This window comes from Pseudomonas sp. NPDC088444, assembly GCF_044900175.1.
Lineage (GTDB): Bacteria > Pseudomonadota > Gammaproteobacteria > Pseudomonadales > Pseudomonadaceae > Aquipseudomonas.
This window is the reverse complement of sequence record NZ_JBJDNK010000002.1, coordinates 521,723-543,736: the sequence shown is the minus strand read 5'-3', so window position 1 is coordinate 543,736 and position 22,014 is coordinate 521,723. Positions and strand designations below refer to the sequence as shown.

Genomic DNA, 22,014 nt, shown 5'->3' with positions numbered 1-22,014 from the left:
AACAGGAAACCCAAAATGAAAAAGCTTATTGGCGGCCTCCTGGCAGCCGTCGTGGTCGCGGCGTCTCTTTCGGCGCAGGCTCAGACGTTGGTCAATGACACTCACAAAAGCGCACTGATATTGATCGAGTACCAGAATGACTGGATGGCCTCAACAGGCGGCATCAACTCCCAGTTTAAGGACCGCAAACAGTTTGATGACTCGGTGAAGAACTCAAAGCTTGTCCTGGCTGAAGCACGCCGCCGCCACATGGAAATTATCTATGTGACCATGACCCTGGACCCCTCATTCAAGGTGCTCGGACAGGCCAAATACGGACTGCGCGCCATGATGCCTCAATACAAATCGTTCCTCGGAAAACAGGCGGAATTCTTCCCGGGCTTCGAGCCGACAGCCGGTGAGTACGTGATCCGTGAGCGAACCGGAAGCAGTGCTTTTGCCGGAACTTCGCTGGACAGCTACCTGCGCAACAATCACATCGAAGACATCTATCTGATGGGCTACTCCCTGCGTCAGTGCGTGGAATCGACCCTGCGAAATGCTCACGATCTTGGCTACAACACGAACGTGATCTATGACGCGTCAGCGGGCTTTTCCGAAGAGCAGCAGTCATCGTTTCTCACCGACATTTTGCCCTTCTACGGCAACGGGCTCACGGCGATGGACTTCATCAAGTCTGGAAGCTGACTGCACTTGGCGAGATAAACAACCCATGCCCACTGAGCATGGGTTTTCCACTACGCGATTTGGAACCCTGCGATGCTCACACTGATAAGCCATCCACTTTGTCCCTTCGTCCAACGGGTAGCTATTGTGCTGCGCGAGAAGCGCATCCCGTTTGAAAGGTTGGACGTGAATCTCGAGCACAAGCCGGAGTGGTTTGTCGCTATATCCCCAATGGGCAAGGTCCCGGTTCTACGAGTCACCCCAGAAACCGGCCCACCTGTGGCACTCTTCGAGAGCACTGTCATTTGTGAATACGTCGAGGACATCCAGCCGCTGCCAGCCATGTATACAGGCACTGCACTGGAGAAGGCACTGCAACGTTCCTGGTGTAGCGTGGCGTCCGCGATGCTGGCTGATGCATGGGGCTTTTTGATTGCCGCAGATCAGGGTACGGCCGAACGACACGCTGGTTTGTTCCGGCAAGATTTGGAGAGGTTCGAATCAGTGCTGGCTGACGGTCCCTATTTTGCCGGTCGGAGTTTCGGCATGGTGGATGCGCTGGTCGCTCCCGTTTTTCGCTACCTCGACCTATTGCCCGCGGTCGCATTTGGAGATCTGTTTGCAAAGTTGCCAAAGGTCTCGAACTGGCGGAAAGCCCTGTCGTTGCGGCCAAGCGTGCAGGGCGCAGTGGGTGAAGACTACGCCGAACGTCTACAACTCTACCTGGAGAAGCGCCAGTCGATTGTGCTGTCAGCATGAGCGAATAGATCAGATTCCTCGATACGAGACGATGACGTCGATGGCGCAGTATTACCCTTCCGGAATGTGCCTTCCAGGGTCGTATAAACTAGCGGATGATCTTCGACATGCATCGTAAGGCGCTTGCCCTGGGATCGAGGCATGGCTCCTCCGAAACAATTCAATTCTAAAAGACTTCCAAAAAGCTGCTTTCAAAGCATTCGAAGAGAAGGGGGCAGCATGCTCACTCGTTCCATAGCAACTGAATCCGGCACCGCCAGCGTTGGATCGAAACCAATCTGTCACGAGCGACTGCTTTCGACCCAGGCTGTGTGAAAACTCCCGCAATTGTCTAATCTTCTGATCGTCGAGATCGTAGCGGGGGCGATCATGAAGCGATTTATTGAAGGTAAGGCTCGGACGCAAGTCACCTTGCTGCCGGAGTGTCTGGACGATTACTTAGCCGAAGAAAATCCAGTGCGCGTGGTCGATGTTTTCGTCGATGAACTCGACCTGGGCGCACTTGGTTTTTAGGGCGTTGATCCTGCCGTTACGGGTCGTCCGGCCTATCACCCAGCGGTGTTGCTGAAGATCTATATCTACGGCTATCTCAATCGGATTCAGTCCAGCCGCCGACTTGAGCGAGAGGCCGAGCGCAACGTCGAGTTAATGTGGCTAACGGGGCGTTTGGCTCCGGACTTCAAAACCATTGCCGACTTTGGCAAAGACAACGGCAAAGCCATTCGCAGCGTATGCCGCCAGTTCGTAGTTCTTTGTCGCAACCTTAATCTCTTCTCCCAATCGATCATCGCCATCGACGGCAGCAAATTCAAAGCCGTCAATAGTCGCGACCGCAACTTCACTCAGGGCAAGGTGAAGGCACGCATGCAGCAGATCGAGCAAAGCATTGATCGATATCTGGCGGCGATGGATTTGGCGGATCGGGCAACGCCCGAAATGGCCAAGGCCAAAGCAGAGCGGCTTAAAGAAAAGATAGAAACATTGAAAAAGCAGATGCAGAAACTCAAGGATATCGAGACGCAGCTCCACAAAGTCCAGACCAGCAGATCTCCCTCACAGACCCAGATGCACGCTCAATGGCTACAAGCGGCCGAGGCACCGGAACGGTGGGATACAACGTCAAACAGCTGTCGACGACAAACACCATCTGATCGTTGCCCATGAGGTGACCAACGTTGGTAATGATCGTGGGCAACTGAGCAATATGGCAAACCAAGCGCGTGAAGAAATCGAGGCTGAATCGCTCATGGTGGTGGCCGACCGAGGCTATTACAAAGGTCTGGAAATCCTTGCTTGCGAGCAAGCCGGCATCACTACTTTCGTACCGAGACCCCTCACATCTGGCAGCAAAGCCGAAGGCCGATTCGGTAAGCAGGACTCATCTATCTTGCGGCGTCGGACGAGTATCGATGCCCTGCGGGGCAGTTACTAACCAGGCGGCATTCGTCGATGGAAGACGGCATGTTATTGCATTGTTACTACTTCTCGGACTGCCAGTCCTGCTAAATGCAAAAGCAATGTACGACGGGTAAGGAGCGCCGTGTGAAGCGCTGGGAACATGAGGCTGTAGTCGACGCGATGCAGGTTCGGCTAGAACATGATCCAGCGATGATGAGGGTCCGTCGACAGACTGTTGAACATCCTTTCGGAACGCTAAAGGTAAGCGTCTGCCCAACACACCTTTCGTGATTAAACGGGCGCCCACCTGTGTGGCAACAGCTCGGTAATCTCACTCGCACACTGCATCGGTAGGTCGTGTGAACCCAAATCTATCTGGCTGGACAAGGTTTTTGGCGAGAGCAAAAATTTCGACTGCTGGCGCAGATTGCTGTTGATATGGCGCAATTTGCGTGCTTGCTGAAGTTCAAACCCCCTACACTTATCTTTTGATAATCAGAGATCAACTCGAAGCTTGGGCTGTGGTGGAGATTCGATGACACGTAATCAATCATTTTACTTGGACTTCGGTTGGCAGGTTTTATTGAAAGATATGGGCTTTCAACCGAGTCATGTACTGCGTAAGGCCGGGCTTCCAGAAGATCTATTTACTCGCGAGGGGTATGCACTTACTACTGAAGAGTATTTCCGCTTCTGGCGTAACCTCGAAGCCGAAGCAGGTGACCCCCTGTTTTCCTTGCGCATGGTCGAGAAGGTCTCAGCCGAGTTTTTCAATCCCCCCCTGTTCGCAGCCCTGTGCAGCGCCAACTTGATGCAGGCGGTGCAGCGCTTGGCCAAGTACAAGCAACTTGTGGCCCCCATGAGCCTGGAGGTCGATGTGGGCAACATGGGCGAACTGACGGTATCTCCGCGCTGGCTATCGGCACAGACCGATGTGCCGTGTTCGTTGCAAGTGGCCGAAATCGCTTTCTTCTTGCAGTTAGCCCGTATCGCAACCCGCGAGCCCGTAAAAGCGCTTCGCGTGGCGCTTCCAGAACTCCCGCCCAACGCTTACGCCCGGCGTTACGAGAACTTCTTCGCCGCCCCCATTCACCAAGGAACTAGCCCTAGCATCACCTTTGCCGCCGCAGATGTTCTGCGGCCTTTCCTGACGGTCAACGAAGGCATGTGGCGGGTATTTGAGCCCGATCTGCGTCGACGACTTAGCGAACTCGATTCGACGGCAACGATGGCGGAACGTGTGCGTGCCGTTTTGCTGGAGCTATTGCCGAGTAATTCAGCCACTATCGAGAAGACGGCAGAGCGCTTGGGCATGAGCAAACGTACGTTGCAGCGTAGGCTCGAAAATGGGGGAGCGAGCTTTCGCGCCTTAGTCAATGGCACCCGGGAGAACCTGGCGCGCCACTACTTGGGAAATACCAAGTTGTCTGGTGAAGAGATCGCTTTCCTGCTCGGCTTTGAAGATCCCAATTCCTTCTATCGCGCATTCCAGGACTGGACAGGGCAAACGCCTGACAGCGCCCGTCATGTCATGCATCTGAACTGAGGGAAACGCCGTGCCCATACTTTCTGATCAACTAAAGGTGCTGGTTGCTGATGCAACAGGTCTGATCGGTGGCCTGATACTTCAGGCCTTGCTTGCTGAACGGTCGGTCTCTGAGGTGCATGCGCTGAGCCGACGGCCATTGAGCGTCAGCCACCCTAAGCTACGCGTCCACATCATGGATTTGAGTCGCTTGGAGTCGCTACCGACCTGCGCGTGAAGGCAAGGCGGGCCTCCCCAGGCTAACGATTCGCAGAGGCTAAGCGCCCAACACCGAGGGTCTAAACGTCCCCTACCAAATGTATACCTCCCCTGGCGGCTCTATTCTCCACCTCAACGGGCAGGCCAAATCAGGTAGTGGTGAGTATGCAGCCAGGAACACTCAAACTCTCAGGAGGCGATCAGCAGGATACCCGCCTGACACCGGCAGCCGAGAGTTTGGCGCAGTTTGCTTAGAAGTTGGCGCGGATCGCTAGGGCGATGGTGCCGCCCACTGCATAAAGTGGATGGCACAGAGGCGAGCCTAATATCCGCCACCCCGCACAAAAAACCTTCCCAAGGACTATCGAAATGAACTCCAAAGTTGCTCTCGTGACAGGCGCATCTTCCGGCATCGGCGAAGCCACCTCACTGAAGCTAAAAGGCCTCGGCTATACGGTGTATGCTGCCGCACGCCGTATTGACCGGATGCAGCCACTGGTCAATGCTGGCATCCAAATCCTGGCGATGGACGTGACAAATGATGCATCGATGGAGGCTGGGATCAAGGAGATTATCGCCAAGTCAGGCCGTATTGATGTGCTAGTCAATAACGCCGGTTACGGCTCATACGGGGCCGTGGAGGACGTCTCCCTGGACGAGGCCCGCGCCCAGTTCGATGTCAATGTGTTCGGCGCTGTCCGCCTGACACAATTGGCACTGCCGCACATGCGCCAGAAGCGCTCAGGAACTATCATCAACATTAGCTCGATGGGCGGCAAAATCCACACACCGCTGGGGGCTTGGTACCACGGCACCAAGTTCGCGCTTGAGGCGATCAGTGACTGTCTGCGCATGGAAGTGCAACCCTTTGGCATCGATGTAGTGGTTCTCGAACCGGGAGGAATCAAGACCGAGTGGGCCGGTATTGCCGCCGATAAATTACGCGAAGTCTCTGGCAGAGGGGCCTATGCCGGCCAGGCAAAGGCGATGGCAGAGTCGATGGACGGCGAAGCCAGCCGCAAGCGCCAGTCTCCACCTGAGCTGATCGCCGACACGATTGCAAAGGCCGTTAGTGCCCGCCGTCCAAGGACGCGTTATGCGGTAGGGTTCGGTGCCAAGCCCATGATCTTCATGCGCAGACTCCTCTCTGATCGCGCCTTCGATAGCTTCATGCGCATGGCCACTGGCATCTCTCGCATTTCGTCCTGATGTTCGCAAGTAGACAATGATGATCGACGTCCAAGCAGCCTTTGCAGGATAAAGATTGACGTAGTGGCGCCCGGCTGTGGAACGTGCAGCGCAGTGGACACCAGCGCTCATGCATTGTGTTGGTTAGTCGAGAGTGACCGGGAATGGCCACTTTTGGCTTTCTGCCTGTCTCTTCCAGCGTCTATAGGCAGCTCTCTGCCGATCATGGTTACTAAACGTGCTGAGCGGGCACCCACTGATGCGGCAGCAGTTCGGTAAGCTTACTCGCCCGTTGCGTCGGCAGGCGCGTGAGGACGTCCTTCAAGTAGGCGTACGGATCATGCCCATTGAGCCGTACCGACTGGATCAAACTCATGATCGCCGCCGCCCGTTTGCCGCTACGCAATGATCCTGCAAAGAGCCAGTTCTTTCGTCCCAACGCCCACGGTCGGATCTGATTCTCCGCCCAATTATTATCAATGGGTACGGCCCCGTCATAGAGGTAGCGCGACAGTGATGCCCAGCGTTTCAGGCTGTAATCGAGTGCTTTACTGATAACCGAACCTTCGGGCACGAGATTGCGCTGGGCGATCATCCAGGCATGCAGCATATCCATCACCGGTACGGATTTTTCTTGCCGTATTTGGCGCCGTAAATCTGGCTTCAGGTGGCGGACTTCGCTCTCGATTTCGTAAAGCAACTGGAAATAGCGCAGGGCTTGCTCGGCGAGTGTGCTTTTGTTGGTAGCGTGCAGTTCGAAGAACTTGCGCCGCGCATGGGCCATGCAGCCGATCTCGGTCACACCAAGTTCGAAGCTGGCCTTGTAACCGCCAAAATCATCACAGACCAGCTTGCCCTTCCAGTCTTGCAGGAAATTGCGAGCATGTTCACCGGCGCGGCTGGGGCTGAAATCGTAAACGACAGCCGCTGTTTCGCAGAACTGGCTGGTGGCGTATGCCCAAACATAGGAACGATGGGTTTTCTTCGAGCCCGGAGCGAGCATCTGCACCGGTGTTTCATCGGCGTGGATGACCTGCTGCCCGAGCACTACGTCACGCAGCGCGTCGACCAGAGGCTGCAACTGCACGCCAGTCATGCCAACCCATTGAGCCAAGGTTGAACGTGGAATTGCCAAGCCTGCCCGACCGAAAATCGATTCCTGGCGGTAAAGCGGCAGGTGGTCGGAGAACTTCGCGATCATGACGTGGGCAAGTAGACCAGCGGTCGGAATACCCTTGTCGATAACCTGCGCCGGAACCGGCGCCTGGATCAGCGTTTCGCAGTCATCACAGACCCACTTGCCACGGACATGGCGTTCAACAGTAAACACGCCGGGCGTGTAGTCCAGCTTCTCGCTGACGTCTTCACCGATGCGTTTGAGTGCGCAGCCACATAGGCAGTGAGTGTTGTCCGGTTCGTGATGGATCAGCGTGCGTGGAAACTCAGCTGGTAATGCAGTGCGCCTGGGCTTCTGCTTTTTCTCGGTCGCCGCTGGCACTGTTTGCAAGGCTTGAAACTCTGCTTCAATCGCCGCGATATCGGTATCGATCAGGTCATCAAGCAAGCTGGCTTGCTCAGGACTCATCTGCTCGCTGCGCTTGGCAAACTTCAAACGCTTGAGTTGTGCGATCTCGTGTGTCAGCTTCTCAATCACCGTATGGTCGCGGTTGATCTTCTTGCCCATCGTCTCAACCGTCTTATCCAGCGTTTCTACTTGAAGGTCGAGCGTCTCGACACGCTGCATCAACTGCGCCGCCAACGCGCGCAGTTGTTCAGGGGTCAGGTGGTCGAGAGCAGGAAGAGAAGTCATGGTGCCGATTTTGCCAGACCAGACAACTCGCAGCGATAGATCGATAGGCTAATGGCAGCCGTTAAACCCGTGTGATCGCGCCGCCGGAACCCACGCGTTGCCATGGCAGGCACAATACCAGGGCTTGGAGTTGCTCGGTATCCAACTCTATTTCGGCGCCTTGGCGAATGCCTGGCCAGTGAAACCTGCCTTGATTCAACCGCCTAGCAGCCAGCCAGATCCCGAAGCCGTCATGCACCAGAACTTTCATCCGAGTGGCGCGGCGGTTGGCGAACAGATAAGCACAGTGCGGCTTCGCCGCACCAAACACCGAGATCACCCTGGCCAACGCCGTCTCGGTACCAGCGCGCATGTCCATCGGCTCCGTGGCGAGCCAGATGAAGTCGATGCGGATCATCGCAGCAAGTCTCGAAGAAAGGTCGCGCAGGCAGCAGCACTTTCAGTTGGCCAGTTCACTTTGACGGTGCCAAGTGGGTGCTGGATCTCAACGCAGATATTTGATGATGCGGCTTGCGAATTTATTCCTGCCGACTGGATAGGCAGCGGAATGAATGCAGGTTGTAGCGCCGTGCTTTTCTGCGCTTGCCCCCGAATCCATTTGTGGACGAGGTTTGCGTTGAGGCTATGGCTGAGGGCGACGCTGGCAATCGAAGCGCCGAGCTGTGCGCACTCTTGAATGATCTGGGCCTTGAAGGATTTGGAGTAGGAACGGCGTTGTGGCTGCATGAAATACCCGCTTAAAAGGCTGGAGCTGGTGTCCACTTAAATTTAAGTGCACACCATGTCTTGGCTTTTTAGTGTGGGCTAGATGACTTTGCCGGACGCATACCGCTAAAGTACTGGCTGGGAAGTGCCCACTTCCTGACCAAAACCCAGCCGAGGGTGAGCACTAAGATGAGTCTTCATGTGCTCGCCTACAACCTCAAACGAATGATGAGCATCTTCGGCATCGCAGGACCGCTTGAGGCGATCAGGGCGTGAACCCAGCCACTTGACCCGCCAGTTAGAAGCCGTTTGGGCCGCTGACGCGGCCCAAACGGCATTACGAACGTCTATGTCACTGACTAAGCTAATTCGCGCTTCCGCCATCTGATTCCATAGGCATCCCTAGCGACTTTCAGTTTTCGAGGTGTTTAGCGCGTTTTCACACAGCCTGAACCGATAGCAGCCGCTCGCTGGAGGCCGCTAAAGGTCTTTCAAAATCAAACAGGAAGATCTTCGGGACAAAGGCGATTGTGGTGATCAGGAATGACAGCGTCACCCCGCGACATCAAAAATGCGAGGGCAGAATCGACCATGGCCATACGTCTTGAGCAAACGTACGACAGTACCAGCGGGCCAATCAGAATTTCGCCTTTTCCAAGCCCGTCAAAGCGTGCGTAGGTGCGGTTGTCGGTCTGCTTAGAACAGCAGGGGAATCATGACGCAACTCATGCTGCCCGTTCCGATACAGCCGATGTTCATGTTGAAGCCTCTCGGTGGGTTTGATGGATTGAAACTCTGTATCTCGGGGATTGCTGCGAGACTGCCATTGCTGCAACCTCGTCGTTCTTTTATATACGAGGTGGGGCATGGACTGGAGTGACATGCGGATATTTCTGGCAATCGCCCGCAGCGGCTCGCTTGGTGGCGCTGCCAGACTGTTGGGGGTCAGTCACCCCACGGTTGGGCGGCGCTTGCAGGTGCTTGAACAAACCAGTGGGCAACCTTTTTTTCTGCGCACTGCGCAAGGAATGGTGCTCACGGACAGTGGCGAGAGAATCCTCAGTCTGGCCCAGGATATGGAACACAGCGCTTTGGCTATAGAGCGTCGTCTGGCAGGACATGGCGATCAAGCGGAGGGGCTGTTGCGCATCTCTTCGGCTGATTGGTTCGCTTGCCATGTGTTATCGCCGGTCCTGACTGAACTGGTGCGACGGCATCCGTTGATCGTTCCCGAAGTCATCGCCGGGCATCGTTTATTCGACCTTGCTCGTCGAGATGCCGACATCGCCTTTCGGATCGTACCCTTTACCGAACCGGACATCGTCCACCGCAAGCTGACAACCCTGCCGTACGGGCTCTACGCGGCTCAGAATGCCCCAACGCCGCACCTGGACGGCGAAGGTCTGGGTCTGATTCTGATGAATATAGCCCAGGCACATTATCCGGATGTGCAGTGGCTACAACAGCGCTATCCGCTGGCGCACACCGTATTCACCAGCAGCAGCCGCACGGTTCAGGCGCAGATGTGCGCGAAGGGGCTTGGCCTCGCCGTCTTGCCGCGCGTCCTCGGCGACTCAGTGTCGGGCCTTCGGCTGCTTGATGAGGGCGAGCCACCGCCAGGTCGGGACATATGGATGGGGTATCACCGGGACATGCGCCAGATGGATCGGCTTCGCGCACTGGCCGACCTTGCCTCCAGCATGATCGGCGACAGGGGACAACGGTAAAGCTTCTCAGGTCGAGCGAGCAGCGGACGCTTCTAGCGCCACCGCTGGCTGCCGCGACAGGGTCAGACTCAAGGCAGTTCCCACGGCCAGGCACGCGGCGATACACAGAACAGAGATCGTAAAGGCGTGAGTGATACTGACCGCTGAGGCTTGATTCCCCAGCACGGTATAAAAAACGCCGCCGATGAGTGCGACGCTCAGCGATGTACTGATTTGCAACGTGGCGCTGGTGATGCCTGCGATCATCCCCGCATACGCTGGCGCGACCCGCCCCGTGACCATTCGCATCAGCGTGGGCAGCGCGAGCCCTTGTCCGAACCCTATCAGAAACAGGATGGCAGTCAGAGGCCAGAAGGGCGGGGCGAAGGTGGTCGGCGTCTTGGTCAAGAGCCAGGCAAGCCATAGAAGGCCCAGTACTTCCAGTCCCATGCCGGCGGGGTTCACGTACTCTCCAATGGCGCGTCTGAGTAGAGGCACGGATAGAGGTCCCATCAGAAATCCCGCGCCGAACGGCAGGAAGATCAGACCGGCTTGCAGTGCTGTCATGTGCAATGCGCCTTGCACATAGATCGAAAGCAGCAGGAAAAACACACCGAGTGCGTAGAAGCACAACGCGACCAACAACGCTCGGCCCAAGCCTGGTGCTTTCAGTGCTGCCGGGTTTAGGATAGGTGTACCCCCGCTGAGGTGCAGGCGGGTCTCGTATCGCCAGAACATCGCTGTCAGCACCGGGGCTGCGGCGAGCGACACCCAAGCCCACAAGGGCCATCCTGCTTCGCGACCTTCAATCAGCGGCACGACCAAAGCGGTCAGAGCCAGCATCGACAGCCCCGTGCCCAGCAGATCCAGCTTGTTCGCGTGCAGCGCACGGGTTTCTTTGAGCACGGGAATGCCGAACGCGATAACCAGCAATGCAATCGGTAAGTTGACCAGAAATATCGCCCTCCATCCCATGCCCATTACGTCGAGCGTGATCAGAACCCCTCCCAGCGCCTGACCGATCACAGACGCCAGTCCAAACACGGCGCCGTACAAACTCAGTGCGAGAGGTCGTTCTGACGCTGGGAAAATTGCTTGCACCGATGCGAGTGCCTGAGGTGCCATCACTGCTGCGGTCACGCCCTGTAAGGCGCGTCCCAGGATGAGGATCCACGGCGAAGGCGCCAGACCACACATTACCGACGCGGCGGCGAAGCCCAGCAGGCCGAGGAAGAACATCCGCCCACGGCCGTACAGATCGCCAAGCCGCCCGCCGGTGATAAGCGTCACAGCATAGAGCGCCGCATAGGACGAGATTACCAGTTGCTCGGCAGACGATGCCGTACCCAGATCATCCTGTATGGAGGGCAGCGCAACATTGACGATGAAGAAATCCAGAGGTGGAAGAAACGCACCTACGAGCAATATGGCGAACATCAACCAGCGCCGCGGCTCGGGTTTTTCGGTTTGGATTTGAGACATGACAGGCATCCTGTGTGAACGCTCAGGTTTCACGACGAAAAGGCGAATAGTTAAAGGCCAAGCGTCCGTCGGGCTAACTTCTCAATCGCTCGCGTCGACGCTTGAGTGATGACCTGAATTTAGGTAATTGCTCTTCGCTTTTCGCCTGACAAAACTGCACGGCTGTTGTTCATACCTGTCAGTGCCGTTCTGCTCCGATCAGGCTCACCATGGATAAACCGACCATTTATTCAGGACTGAGGAGTCAGATATGTCAGGTAAATTCAGCGATCAGGTTGCCGTTGTGACTGGCGCGTCCACGGGGATCGGATTTTCCATTGCGCAAGCCTTGATCGCCGAGGGCGCCAAACGCGTTTACATCACTGGGCGTTCGCCACTCACGCTGGAGACGGCGGTTGCCAGACTCGGTGACAAGGCTGTCGCCGTGGTATCTGATGTCTCGCACCAGCCCGATCTCGATGCACTCAAGGCAACAATCGAGGCACAGGAAGATCAGTTGGACGCCGTGTTCGCCAATGCCGGGATCTGCGAGAAGAACCCGACAGGAGAGACCAGCGAGGCCGCCTACTACTCAATGTTCGACGTGAACGTCAAAGGCGTGTTTTTCAGCGTTCAGACGCTGCTGCCCCTGATGAAAGACGCGGCGTCCATTGTCCTGACCGCCTCGATCTGTTCAAGCAACGGCATGGAAGGATTGAGCCTTTATAACGCCTCTAAGGCGGCGGTGAGATCATTCGCACGCACCTGGGCCAATGAACTCAAGGGCCGCAAAATCCGCGCGAACGTATTGAGCCCAGGCTTCACCCGCACGCCGCTGATGGACAACGGGCTAAAGATGAGTGAGAGCGACATCGCCGCTCTGCTCCAATATGTGGAGGAAATCACGCCATTGGGCTACATGGCCGCACCTGAAGACATCGCCAGCGCCGCGCTGTTTTTGGCCTCTGACGACGCCAGGTACGTGAACGGCGTCGAGTTGATGGTCGATGGTGGCTTGTCTCAAATCTGAAGTTTTGTTTGGGCATTCGCGAATGATCGATGAGGCAACCCTTGGCTTGGACGGTGGCCTAACCATAGGGTGCCCGTCCGTCCGCCAACTCCAACTTTCGTCTACTGAAAAAGTCACACGCCCGCACCTTGGCCCGGATTTCATTGGGAAGAAGGTCGGGACAGGGCGATCATTTCCTGTAAGGGGATCATTTTGAACATTGAAACTCTGAGCGCTCGACTCGAGGCGCTAGAAAGCCGCGCTGCAATAGATCGACTTATCAGTGCTTACGCGAACGCATTCGACCGCGTCGATGCGGCGCTTCTGCGTGACATCTGGCATCTGGACGCCTCCCTCGAACTTCCGGGGTTCGGCAGTGCCCAGGGCCGTGACGGGATCCTGGCCATGGCTCAAAGCAGTTGGCGCCAGATGCCTGCTTGCGGATCCCAAGTGGACGCCGCTCTGGCAGTCGGGTTAGCGTTCGTATCCGTCTAAATTCAGGGCTTCCCCGACCATGTCTGACCGCGAGATTATTGTTCCAGACGCTATGAAATTTCTCAGCGAACGTGCTGGTTATGCACCGGCTGTAAAGGTGGGGAAAACTCTGTACTGCGCCGGTCAGGTAGGCCGCACGCCAGACTTGTCCGTTATCGAAGATCCTGAGCAGCAGTTTAATGCAGCATGGGACAACCTGCGGCTCGTCTTGGAAGCCGGGGGCTGCACATTTGAAGATGTGGTAGACATGACGACATATCACGTCGATATGCACCATCACATGCCCATCTTCAGACGCGTGAAAGATGCAATCTTTCCCAGGATCACTTGTGCGTGGACATGTATAGGTGTCGCTGAACTGGCTCGTCCCGGCATCCTCGTGGAGATCAAATGCGTTGCAGTACAGCGATAATTTTGCTTGTGAACGGGTTCTGCCCCGGCAGAGCCACGCCTACGGGGCCGAACAACGGCTGAGCCTGCAAATTACTGGTGCTCAACTTGGCGCAGCTGTAAGCAGAAGCGAGGCCCGCCTTCCGTCTACGCGTCTGCGTTCAAGCCCCAGGTGGTTGGGGCCTACGCTCGGATTAGCGGACTCAGGTGCGCTGATTCAACCGATCACGGCCGCAATTCCAGGTGCCAGCAATACCATGATCACTCCACTGAAGATCATCGTAAGGCTGGCCACCGCGCCTTGTTCAGCTCCCAAAGACTTAGCGACACTCACCCCGAAGCCATGAGCGGCCGTGCCCAGGGGGGCTCCCTTCGCGGCTTTGGATTGCAGTGGTAGAAGCGCGAGGATCACCTCGCCAAAAATAATACCCAACAAGCCGGTGACCACAACGAAAAGGCTGGTCAGTTGTGCTGATCCGCCCATATGGGTGGTGGCCTCAAGCGCAAATGGGGTAGAGATTGAGCGTGCAAGTAAGCTATGTGCGATTAGCGGATCGAGGCTGAGCATTTTCCCCAGAATCAGCGTTACGCATACGGATGCCGCGATTCCCGCCAAGCTTCCCATCACCAAGGCAAGCCAGTACTGGATAATCAGTTTTCGTTGTTGGTAAATCGGTAAGGCGAAAGCGACAGTCGCAGGGCCAAGCAACCACACCAGCCACTGGGTGTCCTGAAAGTAAAGGTCGTAGGACGTGGCCGTGGCTTCTACCAACGCAATTATAAACAACGAAGAAGACACAGCCGGTACTAACCAGATTTTTCTATGACGTCTATATATCGATTGTGCCAAGTAGAAAGAAACCACGGTCATGACCAGAAAAAGAAAGGCGATGAGATGCGATGACATGGTGCGTGTCTCAGCTGGTTTGGTCGAAGCGGGGCACTGTCAACCGCCGTTTGCGTGTTGCCAAATGCGACTGAAGAAGGCGTTTGCGGGTCCACTGGAAAAACCAGTCTACTGTCAAAGCAGTCACCAGCATGACGGCTGTAAATCCGACGCAAATGGCAACCATCAATTTAAAACCGATACTTTCAAACAGCGCCGTGTATTGTATGACGGACACCACGAGCGGGACAAAGTACAGCATCATGTTTGCAAGCAATAGCTCGGCGCCTTTCTCTACTAGAGCAGGGCGGACAATTCGGGTCAGCAGTAATAGTAAAAGGATGAACAAACCGGATACGCCCCCCGAAATCGGAAGGTGAAAGAAGGTGGCGACCCGTCCGGAGCCTAACCAAATAATATAGATGAACAGAAGTTGACCGATGTTGATCACCCCGTGGCTCAATCGCTTCCATTGCATTTTTTCAATCATGGAATTCATCATGTTCTGCCGCAACTGAGGGGATAGGTTGGGCCAATCGATTCAAATTCGACCAGAGCATCCAGCATCACACGATTTTGTCATGGACCTGGTGCTGCCTGTTTTCGTGGTGCGAGCTCCGAAGTGAAATCGGCTCTGCATCTCCCACATGATGAAAAGCGCTGCACCAAGGGCGTTGCCGAGATGCCTGACTCGGCTGAGATGGCGGCGGGGAGTGTACATGGCTGGTCCTCTGGCTGGATTCGATAATGGATGATCGGATTCTTGCTCGCCAGGCACTGCTTCGGAAAGCCACGCAACGCAGGAAGAGTTTCTTCGCATTAATGAAAATGTGATTTCTTGGCTTATACATTAGTGTCAGTGACCTGTGCTGCAGGATAGTTACTTCTCATACGATTGCCATGTAATGTCGAGGGTGGGGCATGAGCGATTATCGGAGATCTACATTGCCGGAATTGCTTCAATTCAGAAATTCTTGAGAGTTTCCATGCGTCAGCGCTGTACCAGAGCATGCTCGCCTGCAGTCGCTGAGCGTATCGGACAAGAAAATGAGACGATTGAACATGCCAACTTCATTTCGCGATCGTACTCTCTCTACAACTTAACTGACGGGATGACTCATCCATGAATAGCTCACGACCTATCATCCAAAGTTTATTGGTCCGTTCCAGCCACCTGGACAAAATCGGCATACACTTGATCCGTCTCGGCGTCGCCATTATCTTCCTTTGGATTGGCGCTCTAAAGTTCGTGCCTTACGAAGCAGATAGCATTACCCCATTCGTTGCGAACAACCCGGTAATGTCTCTGTTCTATGCTCACCCCGAGCAATACAAAGAACACCTGACCCATGAAGGGCAACTTGATCCGGTCAAACGCGAATGGCAGACCGCCAACCACACGTATAGCTTTTCCCAGGGGTTAGGCACTGTGGAGATCCTGATCGGCCTCTTGGTGCTTTCCTACCTCTTCTCACCCGGTTTTGGCATGGTGGGATCGCTGCTTGCGTTTCTTACCCCTCTTGTGACGCTGTCATTTCTCATCACAACGCCAGAAGCGTGGGTGCAAAACCTCGGAGATGCGGATTACGGATTCCCTTACTTGTCAGGCGGGGGAAGGCTGGTGCTCAAGGATGTGTTGATGCTCGCCGGAGGCGTGGTGATGATTGCCGACTCCGCGCGTCAGTTGCTAGCAGAGCGTCCTGCTCGTATCGCCGCTGAATTGCATAGCCTCTGATAATCGGCTTGCAGCTCCCTGGCCCGACACGTATGTGTATCCAATCACAACCCGGCGTTCGGACGTTTTCTGGGCGTCGCGGAACAAGCTCGCGACACAGCGTTGGAACGGGCGTGGGTCGAGGAACACGACAGAAGATGGGTTAGAGAGCTTTTGGTCAGAGCGTTGCGCTTTCCCGATAATGCTTTGGTGACAAGCCTGTCACGCGCTTGAAAGCATTACTGAAAGCGCTTTCAGATGCATACCCAAATCGAGGCGCCATTTCAGAGACCTGCACACGCTCCTCCACCAGCGCCCGCTTCGCCAGACGCATTCGCCACATAGTGAGGTAGGTAATGGGAGCGATCCCGGCTACCTGCTTAAAGTAGGCGCAGAACGCTGCCCGCGACATGGCGCTGGAGGCCGCAAGCTCGCTGAGTTGCCAAGCGCGTGCTGTATCACTGTGAATTAAACGCAACGCAGGCACCAAACGTCTATCACATGCAGCTCTCAACACGCCTCCTGCGACGCTCGGCGTTGTTTCGAGATGCGTGCGCAAGATTTGAATAAACATCAGTTGGGCCAGTTGCGACGCTACCGCAATTGCTCCAGGACGATCCTCCTGCCGTTCCCTCACCAACTGATCCAGCAGCCACTGCAGCGTGGAAGCTACGGGCGATTTCGCATCCAGGTGAAGGTAAGGTGGGAGCGCATCCAAAATCAGATCCGAGCCCGCGTGCGCCAGGGCAACATTGCCACCGATCATGAAAAAGTCATCACCTTCGCCCAAGTGTGAGATCGCACCATCCCGTTTGCTCAGCAGATCATCGAGCTCTGTTCGGGGTGTGCTGAGGTCGCTACCCATCACGAGCGACCGAGGAGCGGTCAGGAGCAGAACGTCCCCGCCCTCAAGCCGCAAAGGGTTACTGACACCTTCGAGTTTGACCCAGCACCCACCTCGGGCCACACCCCAGAATTTGATGCCATTGGGCGGTGGGATTTCGAGCGCCCAGGTGCCTCCGGCCACCAATCCCCCGGAGGCGACTGTGCGAGCGGTCATTAACTGGATCAGATCAGAGAAAGGGTCAGAATTCATATTTGGACTTTCGCTCATGCAATAGAGACTTTAGCGTACTAATCATCCATGAGGTGCGTCGTAGCATACACATATCCCCAACATCAGTAAGGATCTGAAATGCACCGCACATGGCTTATCACGGGTATCAGCAGTGGCTTCGGCCGCCGCATGACTGAGCAGCTACTGGCGTGCGGCGATCGCGTCGCGGGTACAGTTCGCGTACTTTCCAACGTCCAGGACCTTCTGGACCGCTACCCTGGCCAGCTCTGGGTGGAGCAACTGAATATCGATGAGATTGCAGCTATCCGCGGTGTAGTGGACCGTGCGTTTGCTCACATGGGCAAGATTGATGTGGCCGTTAGTAATGCGGGATACGGCTTATTCGGAGCCGCCGAAGAAGCGAGCGACGAACAGGTCATCCATCAGATCAACACCAACCTCTTGGGCTCTATTCAGTTCGTACGCTCAGTTCTACCTCATTTTCGGCAAGCTGGCGGTGGCCGAATCCTTCAGCTCTCCACCATGGGTGGTCAAGCTGCCTTTCCTGGCGCAGCGCTCTATCACGCGTCGAAATGGGGTATCGAAGGCTTCATCGATGCGCTGAGTCGTGAGGTTGCGGTGTTCAACATCGGCTGCACGCTGGTCGAGCCGGGAGGCGCACGTACTGACTTCCGCTACGCGAGCTCGAAAATCGGGGACAGGTTGCCTTCTTATGATATTTCACCGGCAAGCATGGCGCGCAAGATGATCGAGGCAGGTACAGCCATACCTCCGGGCGACACGGGCAAAATGGTTGCACACATGATCGACAGCGTGAGCCAAACGCCTGCGCCTAAGCGCTTGGTGCTCGGCAGCGATGCGTTCGCCGCGATGCATCAACAGCTCTCCGAGCGCTTGGCGGATCTGGAATCTCAACGATCCACAGCACCCTTCACGGACGCGGTGGATTGAGATTCGTTAAACGTCGATTCGATCCAGCACCCTCAGCTCTAAGGGAGCGGCTAAAAAAGGCTCAGCCGTTTTGAGGAATGTCTGGAAATGGTTTGAAGAGGCGTGTTGATCAAGAGCTCGCTGGTCTCGCCAGATCTCATACACGAGAAAAAGTGCGGGTTGGGCTGTGTCTACATGCAGGTCGTATTTGATGCAGCCTGCCTCTGCTCTTGAGGGTGGGACCAATGTTTGCAAAGCAACCTGTAATTTCTCTTCATTTCCTTTTGTCGCCTTTAATGTAGCAACCAGATAAAGCAGCGCTGTAGCGCGGGCATCATTTTTCATGAAAATTGCCTGTGAAGTGGGAGGGCTGAGTGACTTCAATTTCATTCATCACCTACTGTATTGTCAATACGGCGATTTTCACTTTTGTGAGGAAGGTGTTTATGCGCCGCATAGGGTTATCTGTCCTCGATAACAAGATTACTATCTGCTTGAAACTGAGGGGATAAACGATTCAGCTGCCAGCTTCGCTAGGCTAAACGGCTCCGCAGATAGCAGACCTAAACGATAGTATAAGTTGACCCATAGGGATGAATAGTCCAGATTCCAGGAATGCACCCATGCGATTAACGAAGTGATGTCTGGCTAGCTAAAGTGCGTAAGTAGCACCGTGCTTATTTCAACTTTCTAAAAATACTTGAGGCTATTGATTATGCAGATTACGGATAACACCATTTTCATCACAGGTGGCGGCTCGGGTATCGGTCGTGGCTTGGCTGAAGCTTTTCACAAGTTGGGTAACAAGGTCATTATTGCTGGCCGTCGCAAAGCATTGCTGGATGAAGTGACTGCAGCGAACCCGGGAATGGACGCGATCGAACTGGATATCAACGACCCCTCCAGCATCCATGATGTCGCGCAGCAACTGATCGCACGCTATCCAACACTGAACGTGTTGATCAATAACGCGGGCATCATGCCTTTTGATGAGCCGGCCGCGCAGATCGACGAAGAAACAATGCTGGGCACGGTCACCACCAATCTGTTCGGCCCGATCCGACTGACTTCGGCTCTGATCGAACACCTGAAATCCCAGCCTCGTTCAGTCATCATCAACAACACGTCGGTTCTGGCTTTTGTACCGCTGGCGGGCAATGCCGTCTATTCGGCCACAAAAGCGGCGTTGCACTCATATTCGCTGTCTCAGCGTTTCGCGCTGCGTGACACGTCCGTGACAGTCCAGGAAATTGCGCCACCATGGGTTAACACTGACCTGATCCACAAAGGTGATGATCCACGAGCTATGCCGCTGGATGCGTTTATCGAAGAAACCATGGCTGGCCTGGCGACGGATATTCCTGAAGTGATCGTAGAGGCTATCCGCCCATTCCGCGACAACCCAGGTTCAAATGAGCACGCGGTCATTCACGGTTTCAACCAGTCGCTGGTCGACAACCCGATCCCGGTAGGTTGAATCAGTAAATAGTCTTATCCCTCATGCCAAGCCAAGTGCTTGGCATGTTTTTATGGCTTCTCTGGAAGGGAATAGAGAATGAACCACGCTTCTTTCCGACTTCGTTCATCTGACTCAGCATCTACAATTTTAGTGGTTGACGACGATCACGTGTTTCGAGGCGCTGTCAGTAGCCTTCTCAGATCGGTCGGTCACACAGTTCAAGAGTTCTCAAATCCTTTGGATATGCTGGCACATCCGCAGGCAAGGGCAGCCCACTGCATGATTCTTGACGTCCGGCTGCAAGGCCATAGTGGGTTGGAGGTACAAACGCAAATGACGGCGTTGGGTATGTGTTTGCCCATTATCTTCATGACCGGGCATGGGGACGTGCCAATGTCTGTAAAGGCCATGAAAGCGGGTGCTGTGGATTTTTTCTCCAAGCCATTCAATCATCAGGACTTTCTTGATTCGGTCTCCAAAGCGGTATCACACTACCGGGAAGACCTGGAAAAACGTGAACAGTTGCAAAGTCTGCACGAACATTTCAGTCGGCTGACCAATAGAGAAAAGCAGGTCATGGAGGGAGTGGTTGACGGCTTGCTCAACAAACAAATCGCAAACAATCTCAACATCAGCGAGATAACCGTCAAGGTGCATCGGGCGAACACCATGCGCAAAATGGGAGTCACCACATTGGCGGATTTGGTGCGGGTTTCTCAGTTGCTCACACCGCAATAGCCGCCACGTGTCCTCGTTAGACGGAATTACCCCCACCCATCAGGCAATCAGCGGTCGCCTCGGGCAAGGTCAGCACGATATCGGCGCCTTGTTGACCATCGGAGCGATTCGCCAGCTTGATCTCTCCACCAGCGGCTTCGATGATTGAGCGACAGATAGGCAGACCCATTCCCATTCCTGTCGCTTTGGTGGTGAAGAAGCTTTCAAAAAGCCTCTCCAAATGGTCTTCAGATATCCCAGGTCCGCTGTCGACAATGTGGACTGCTATCTTCCCGTCAAGCAGATGTGTGGTCTGAATGAACAATTCACGTCCGGCATTTTCCTTGAGCGCCATAGCCTGCACCGCATTCATCACCAGGTTCACCATGACCTGCTGAATCAGAACCCGGTCTGCTTTTATGTCGGGAAGTGAAGAAGCAAGCTCAAGCTCCACCCTTACTCGGTGTTTCTGGAGCTGATGACGCGTGAATTGGAGGGACTCTCTGATGACGTCATTGATCGGAATCACGCATTCGGCTGGAGCTCTTCTCACTGCCATATTCCGAACCCGAGTAATCACGTCGTCGGTGCGTTTAGCTTCACTCACGATCGATTGCAGCGCCATTTCCACTTCTTTGAGATCGGGATCTGGGCGTCTCAACCAGCGTAACCCCGCTTCGGCGTAAGCTGAAATTGCCCCGAGCGGCTGGTTGATTTCGTGTGTAATGGATGCTGTAAGCTCACCCAGGATGCTGATGCGCGCCGCATGAGCAAGTTCGGTTTGCATGACCTCCAAAGCCTGACGTGCCGCGACCTGTTCAGAAAGGTCGATGATGCCGATCAAAATAATCCCGCGAGCCATGTTTTCTTTGGAAAAGCAGGCGGTGAACAGGCACTCCAGTTCTCGGCCATCCAGGGTCTGGAGACGGGTGACCTCGATATTGTTTGGATGCCTCGCCAGCGATTTGATGATGCAGCGTGCATAAACCTGAATGCTCGCGTCGGGCCAGTACGGATCCACGGACCCCAGCATCTCCTCGCGATTGCCCCGACCAAAGAGCCTCACACTGTGGTCATTCAGATCAATGACTCGGGTGTCACGCAAGTACTCTCGCACAACCTCGGGATGGTCTTGAAAATAGGTTTCCAGATCCTCGACGCCTGAGTCGAGCAGTACCCTCAATTTGGCGCCGACCTTGGTGAAATCCAGCTCCCAAAATGACGCCGCCATCGCCTGGAAAAGATTGCGGTACCGGTACTCGCTATCAATCAGTCGACGTTCAATTTCTTTCGCTGCAGAAATATCATGGGACGTTTCGATGATGCCTACGGGGGCGCCTGACGCATCGCGACGCAGCGACCAGCGGACATTCACATCTCGACGCCCTCCGGATGCGGTAGTGCGACATAACTCTCCACGCCAGTGACCATCGGCCAACAGTTTGGCATCCGCTGCTTCAGGTCTACCAGTGCCTTGGCATTGCAGTAGCGCACGAGCATTGCTCCCGACAGCGAGTTGGGAAGACCACTCGTACAGGGTCTCAGAGGCGGAGTTCCAGAAATGTATCTGCCCCTGCATGTCCCTCACAAACACCGACTCATGAAAAAGCTCGAATACTTCAGCTTCAGCGCGGGTAATCGGCTTTGTCATTGTGCTCCCCTAGGTTCTGTTTGGTCTCCACGCAACTAAGCGAGACAGCACATTCCGTCTTGAATGGATGTGCTAATTCAATCGTTTCAGTGGCCTGCGTTAGCAACTTTTAGCTCACTATGGAGTCCGGATTTAGTTCTGATCCAAGTTCATAATCTTCTAAAGATGAGCGGCAGAACATATGCAAATCGGTGTAGCACCTACACTGCCGGGATGAAAATCGACGACTGAATATGCTGATTTTTTCC

21 protein-coding genes and 2 pseudogenes are annotated in these 22,014 nt (G+C 55.0%); 14 read left to right on the top strand and 9 right to left on the bottom strand.

The features are described from left to right. The first annotated feature begins 15 nt into the window (after nucleotides 1-15). The 5 genes and pseudogenes from ACI2KB_RS06900 to ACI2KB_RS06880 all read left to right on the top strand — a co-directional run bounded on the left by ACI2KB_RS06900 (nucleotide 16) and on the right by ACI2KB_RS06880 (nucleotide 5,776). Complete coding sequence (locus ACI2KB_RS06900) at nucleotides 16-687, top strand: isochorismatase family cysteine hydrolase (protein ID WP_404632718.1); 672 nt, start codon at nucleotides 16-18, stop codon at nucleotides 685-687. Between the two features lie 72 nt (nucleotides 688-759). Continuing rightward, on the top strand, nucleotides 760-1,425 hold the full coding sequence (locus ACI2KB_RS06895) for a glutathione S-transferase family protein (RefSeq protein WP_404632716.1): 666 nt from the start codon (nucleotides 760-762) through the stop codon (nucleotides 1,423-1,425). A 369-nt stretch (nucleotides 1,426-1,794) separates the two neighbouring features. Beyond that, nucleotides 1,795-3,152, top strand: a pseudogene (locus ACI2KB_RS06890) (IS1182 family transposase). Nucleotides 3,153-3,358: 206 nt separating this feature from the next. Further along, nucleotides 3,359-4,369, top strand: coding sequence for an AraC family transcriptional regulator ligand-binding domain-containing protein (locus tag ACI2KB_RS06885; protein WP_404632714.1), 1,011 nt, complete (start codon nucleotides 3,359-3,361; stop codon nucleotides 4,367-4,369). 567 nt (nucleotides 4,370-4,936) lie between these two features. Next, nucleotides 4,937-5,776: an oxidoreductase gene (locus ACI2KB_RS06880; protein ID WP_404632712.1), complete on the top strand. Its 840-nt coding sequence runs from the start codon at nucleotides 4,937-4,939 to the stop codon at nucleotides 5,774-5,776. 211 nt (nucleotides 5,777-5,987) lie between these two features. Here ACI2KB_RS06880 and tnpC read toward each other — a convergent pair whose 3' ends face one another. The 3 genes from tnpC to tnpA all read right to left on the bottom strand — a co-directional run bounded on the left by tnpC (nucleotide 5,988) and on the right by tnpA (nucleotide 8,291). Beyond that, entirely contained in the window at nucleotides 5,988-7,565 is a 1,578-nt protein-coding gene (gene tnpC / locus ACI2KB_RS06875) for an IS66 family transposase (RefSeq protein ID WP_404632710.1), read from the bottom strand. A 61-nt stretch (nucleotides 7,566-7,626) separates the two neighbouring features. Further along, nucleotides 7,627-7,962, bottom strand: a complete 336-nt coding sequence (tnpB, locus tag ACI2KB_RS06870) for an IS66 family insertion sequence element accessory protein TnpB (RefSeq protein ID WP_404632708.1) — start codon at nucleotides 7,960-7,962, stop codon at nucleotides 7,627-7,629. Further along, entirely contained in the window at nucleotides 7,959-8,291 is a 333-nt protein-coding gene (gene tnpA / locus ACI2KB_RS06865) for an IS66-like element accessory protein TnpA (protein WP_404632706.1), read from the bottom strand. The genes tnpB and tnpA overlap by 4 nt, the downstream gene beginning before the upstream one ends. Before the next feature lie 105 nt (nucleotides 8,292-8,396). Here tnpA and ACI2KB_RS06860 point away from each other — a divergent pair. Both ACI2KB_RS06860 and ACI2KB_RS06855 read left to right on the top strand, forming a co-directional pair. Further along, nucleotides 8,397-8,546 (top strand): annotated as a pseudogene (locus ACI2KB_RS06860) (IS5/IS1182 family transposase); the annotation flags it as partial. Nucleotides 8,547-9,136: 590 nt separating this feature from the next. Further along, a complete protein-coding gene (locus ACI2KB_RS06855) occupies nucleotides 9,137-9,997 on the top strand; it encodes a LysR family transcriptional regulator (protein ID WP_404632704.1) in 861 nt (286 codons plus the stop codon). A gap of 6 nt (nucleotides 9,998-10,003) precedes the next feature. Here the strand turns inward: ACI2KB_RS06855 and ACI2KB_RS06850 are convergent, their stop codons facing one another. Then, nucleotides 10,004-11,458, bottom strand: a complete 1,455-nt coding sequence (locus ACI2KB_RS06850; RefSeq protein WP_404632702.1) for an MFS transporter — start codon at nucleotides 11,456-11,458, stop codon at nucleotides 10,004-10,006. 250 nt (nucleotides 11,459-11,708) lie between these two features. On the opposite strand from ACI2KB_RS06850, the gene ACI2KB_RS06845 reads away from it, so the two are divergent. The 3 genes from ACI2KB_RS06845 (at nucleotide 11,709) to ACI2KB_RS06835 (ending at nucleotide 13,353) form a co-directional block, all read left to right on the top strand. Beyond that, nucleotides 11,709-12,467, top strand: a complete 759-nt coding sequence (locus tag ACI2KB_RS06845) for an SDR family NAD(P)-dependent oxidoreductase (RefSeq protein ID WP_404632701.1) — start codon at nucleotides 11,709-11,711, stop codon at nucleotides 12,465-12,467. Between the two features lie 192 nt (nucleotides 12,468-12,659). Further along, nucleotides 12,660-12,941, top strand: coding sequence for a nuclear transport factor 2 family protein (locus tag ACI2KB_RS06840; RefSeq protein ID WP_404632700.1), 282 nt, complete (start codon nucleotides 12,660-12,662; stop codon nucleotides 12,939-12,941). 19 nt (nucleotides 12,942-12,960) lie between these two features. After that, nucleotides 12,961-13,353, top strand: a complete 393-nt coding sequence (locus ACI2KB_RS06835; protein WP_404632699.1) for a RidA family protein — start codon at nucleotides 12,961-12,963, stop codon at nucleotides 13,351-13,353. A 195-nt stretch (nucleotides 13,354-13,548) separates the two neighbouring features. Here the strand turns inward: ACI2KB_RS06835 and ACI2KB_RS06830 are convergent, their stop codons facing one another. Together ACI2KB_RS06830 and ACI2KB_RS06825 are read right to left on the bottom strand one after the other, a co-directional pair. After that, complete coding sequence (locus tag ACI2KB_RS06830; protein ID WP_404632698.1) at nucleotides 13,549-14,238, bottom strand: LrgB family protein; 690 nt, start codon at nucleotides 14,236-14,238, stop codon at nucleotides 13,549-13,551. Between the two features lie 10 nt (nucleotides 14,239-14,248). Continuing rightward, nucleotides 14,249-14,707 carry a CidA/LrgA family protein gene (locus tag ACI2KB_RS06825; protein WP_404632697.1) on the bottom strand — a complete coding sequence of 153 codons (459 nt, stop codon included), beginning with the start codon at nucleotides 14,705-14,707 and terminating at the stop codon, nucleotides 14,249-14,251. 633 nt (nucleotides 14,708-15,340) lie between these two features. Here ACI2KB_RS06825 and rclC point away from each other — a divergent pair. Continuing rightward, on the top strand, nucleotides 15,341-15,952 hold the full coding sequence (rclC, locus tag ACI2KB_RS06820) for a reactive chlorine resistance membrane protein RclC (RefSeq protein WP_404632696.1): 612 nt from the start codon (nucleotides 15,341-15,343) through the stop codon (nucleotides 15,950-15,952). Between the two features lie 157 nt (nucleotides 15,953-16,109). Here the strand turns inward: rclC and ACI2KB_RS06815 are convergent, their stop codons facing one another. Beyond that, entirely contained in the window at nucleotides 16,110-17,045 is a 936-nt protein-coding gene (locus ACI2KB_RS06815) for an AraC family transcriptional regulator (RefSeq protein ID WP_404632694.1), read from the bottom strand. Nucleotides 17,046-17,126: 81 nt separating this feature from the next. Between ACI2KB_RS06815 and ACI2KB_RS06810 the strand changes: the two genes are divergently transcribed. Continuing rightward, on the top strand, nucleotides 17,127-17,960 hold the full coding sequence (locus ACI2KB_RS06810; RefSeq protein WP_404632692.1) for an SDR family oxidoreductase: 834 nt from the start codon (nucleotides 17,127-17,129) through the stop codon (nucleotides 17,958-17,960). 6 nt (nucleotides 17,961-17,966) lie between these two features. Here the strand turns inward: ACI2KB_RS06810 and ACI2KB_RS06805 are convergent, their stop codons facing one another. Beyond that, nucleotides 17,967-18,284: a putative quinol monooxygenase gene (locus ACI2KB_RS06805; RefSeq protein ID WP_404632690.1), complete on the bottom strand. Its 318-nt coding sequence runs from the start codon at nucleotides 18,282-18,284 to the stop codon at nucleotides 17,967-17,969. 370 nt (nucleotides 18,285-18,654) lie between these two features. Here ACI2KB_RS06805 and ACI2KB_RS06800 point away from each other — a divergent pair, with 370 nt between their 5' ends. Further along, the gene (locus tag ACI2KB_RS06800) at nucleotides 18,655-19,416 is read left to right on the top strand and encodes an SDR family oxidoreductase (RefSeq protein ID WP_404632688.1); all 762 of its coding nucleotides are present in this window, start codon (nucleotides 18,655-18,657) and stop codon (nucleotides 19,414-19,416) included. A gap of 78 nt (nucleotides 19,417-19,494) precedes the next feature. Then, complete coding sequence (locus ACI2KB_RS06795; protein ID WP_404632686.1) at nucleotides 19,495-20,136, top strand: response regulator transcription factor; 642 nt, start codon at nucleotides 19,495-19,497, stop codon at nucleotides 20,134-20,136. Nucleotides 20,137-20,152: 16 nt separating this feature from the next. On the opposite strand, the gene ACI2KB_RS06790 is transcribed toward ACI2KB_RS06795, so the two are convergent. After that, a complete protein-coding gene (locus ACI2KB_RS06790; protein ID WP_404632684.1) occupies nucleotides 20,153-21,766 on the bottom strand; it encodes an ATP-binding protein in 1,614 nt (537 codons plus the stop codon). Between the last annotated feature and the right edge of the window lie 248 nt (nucleotides 21,767-22,014).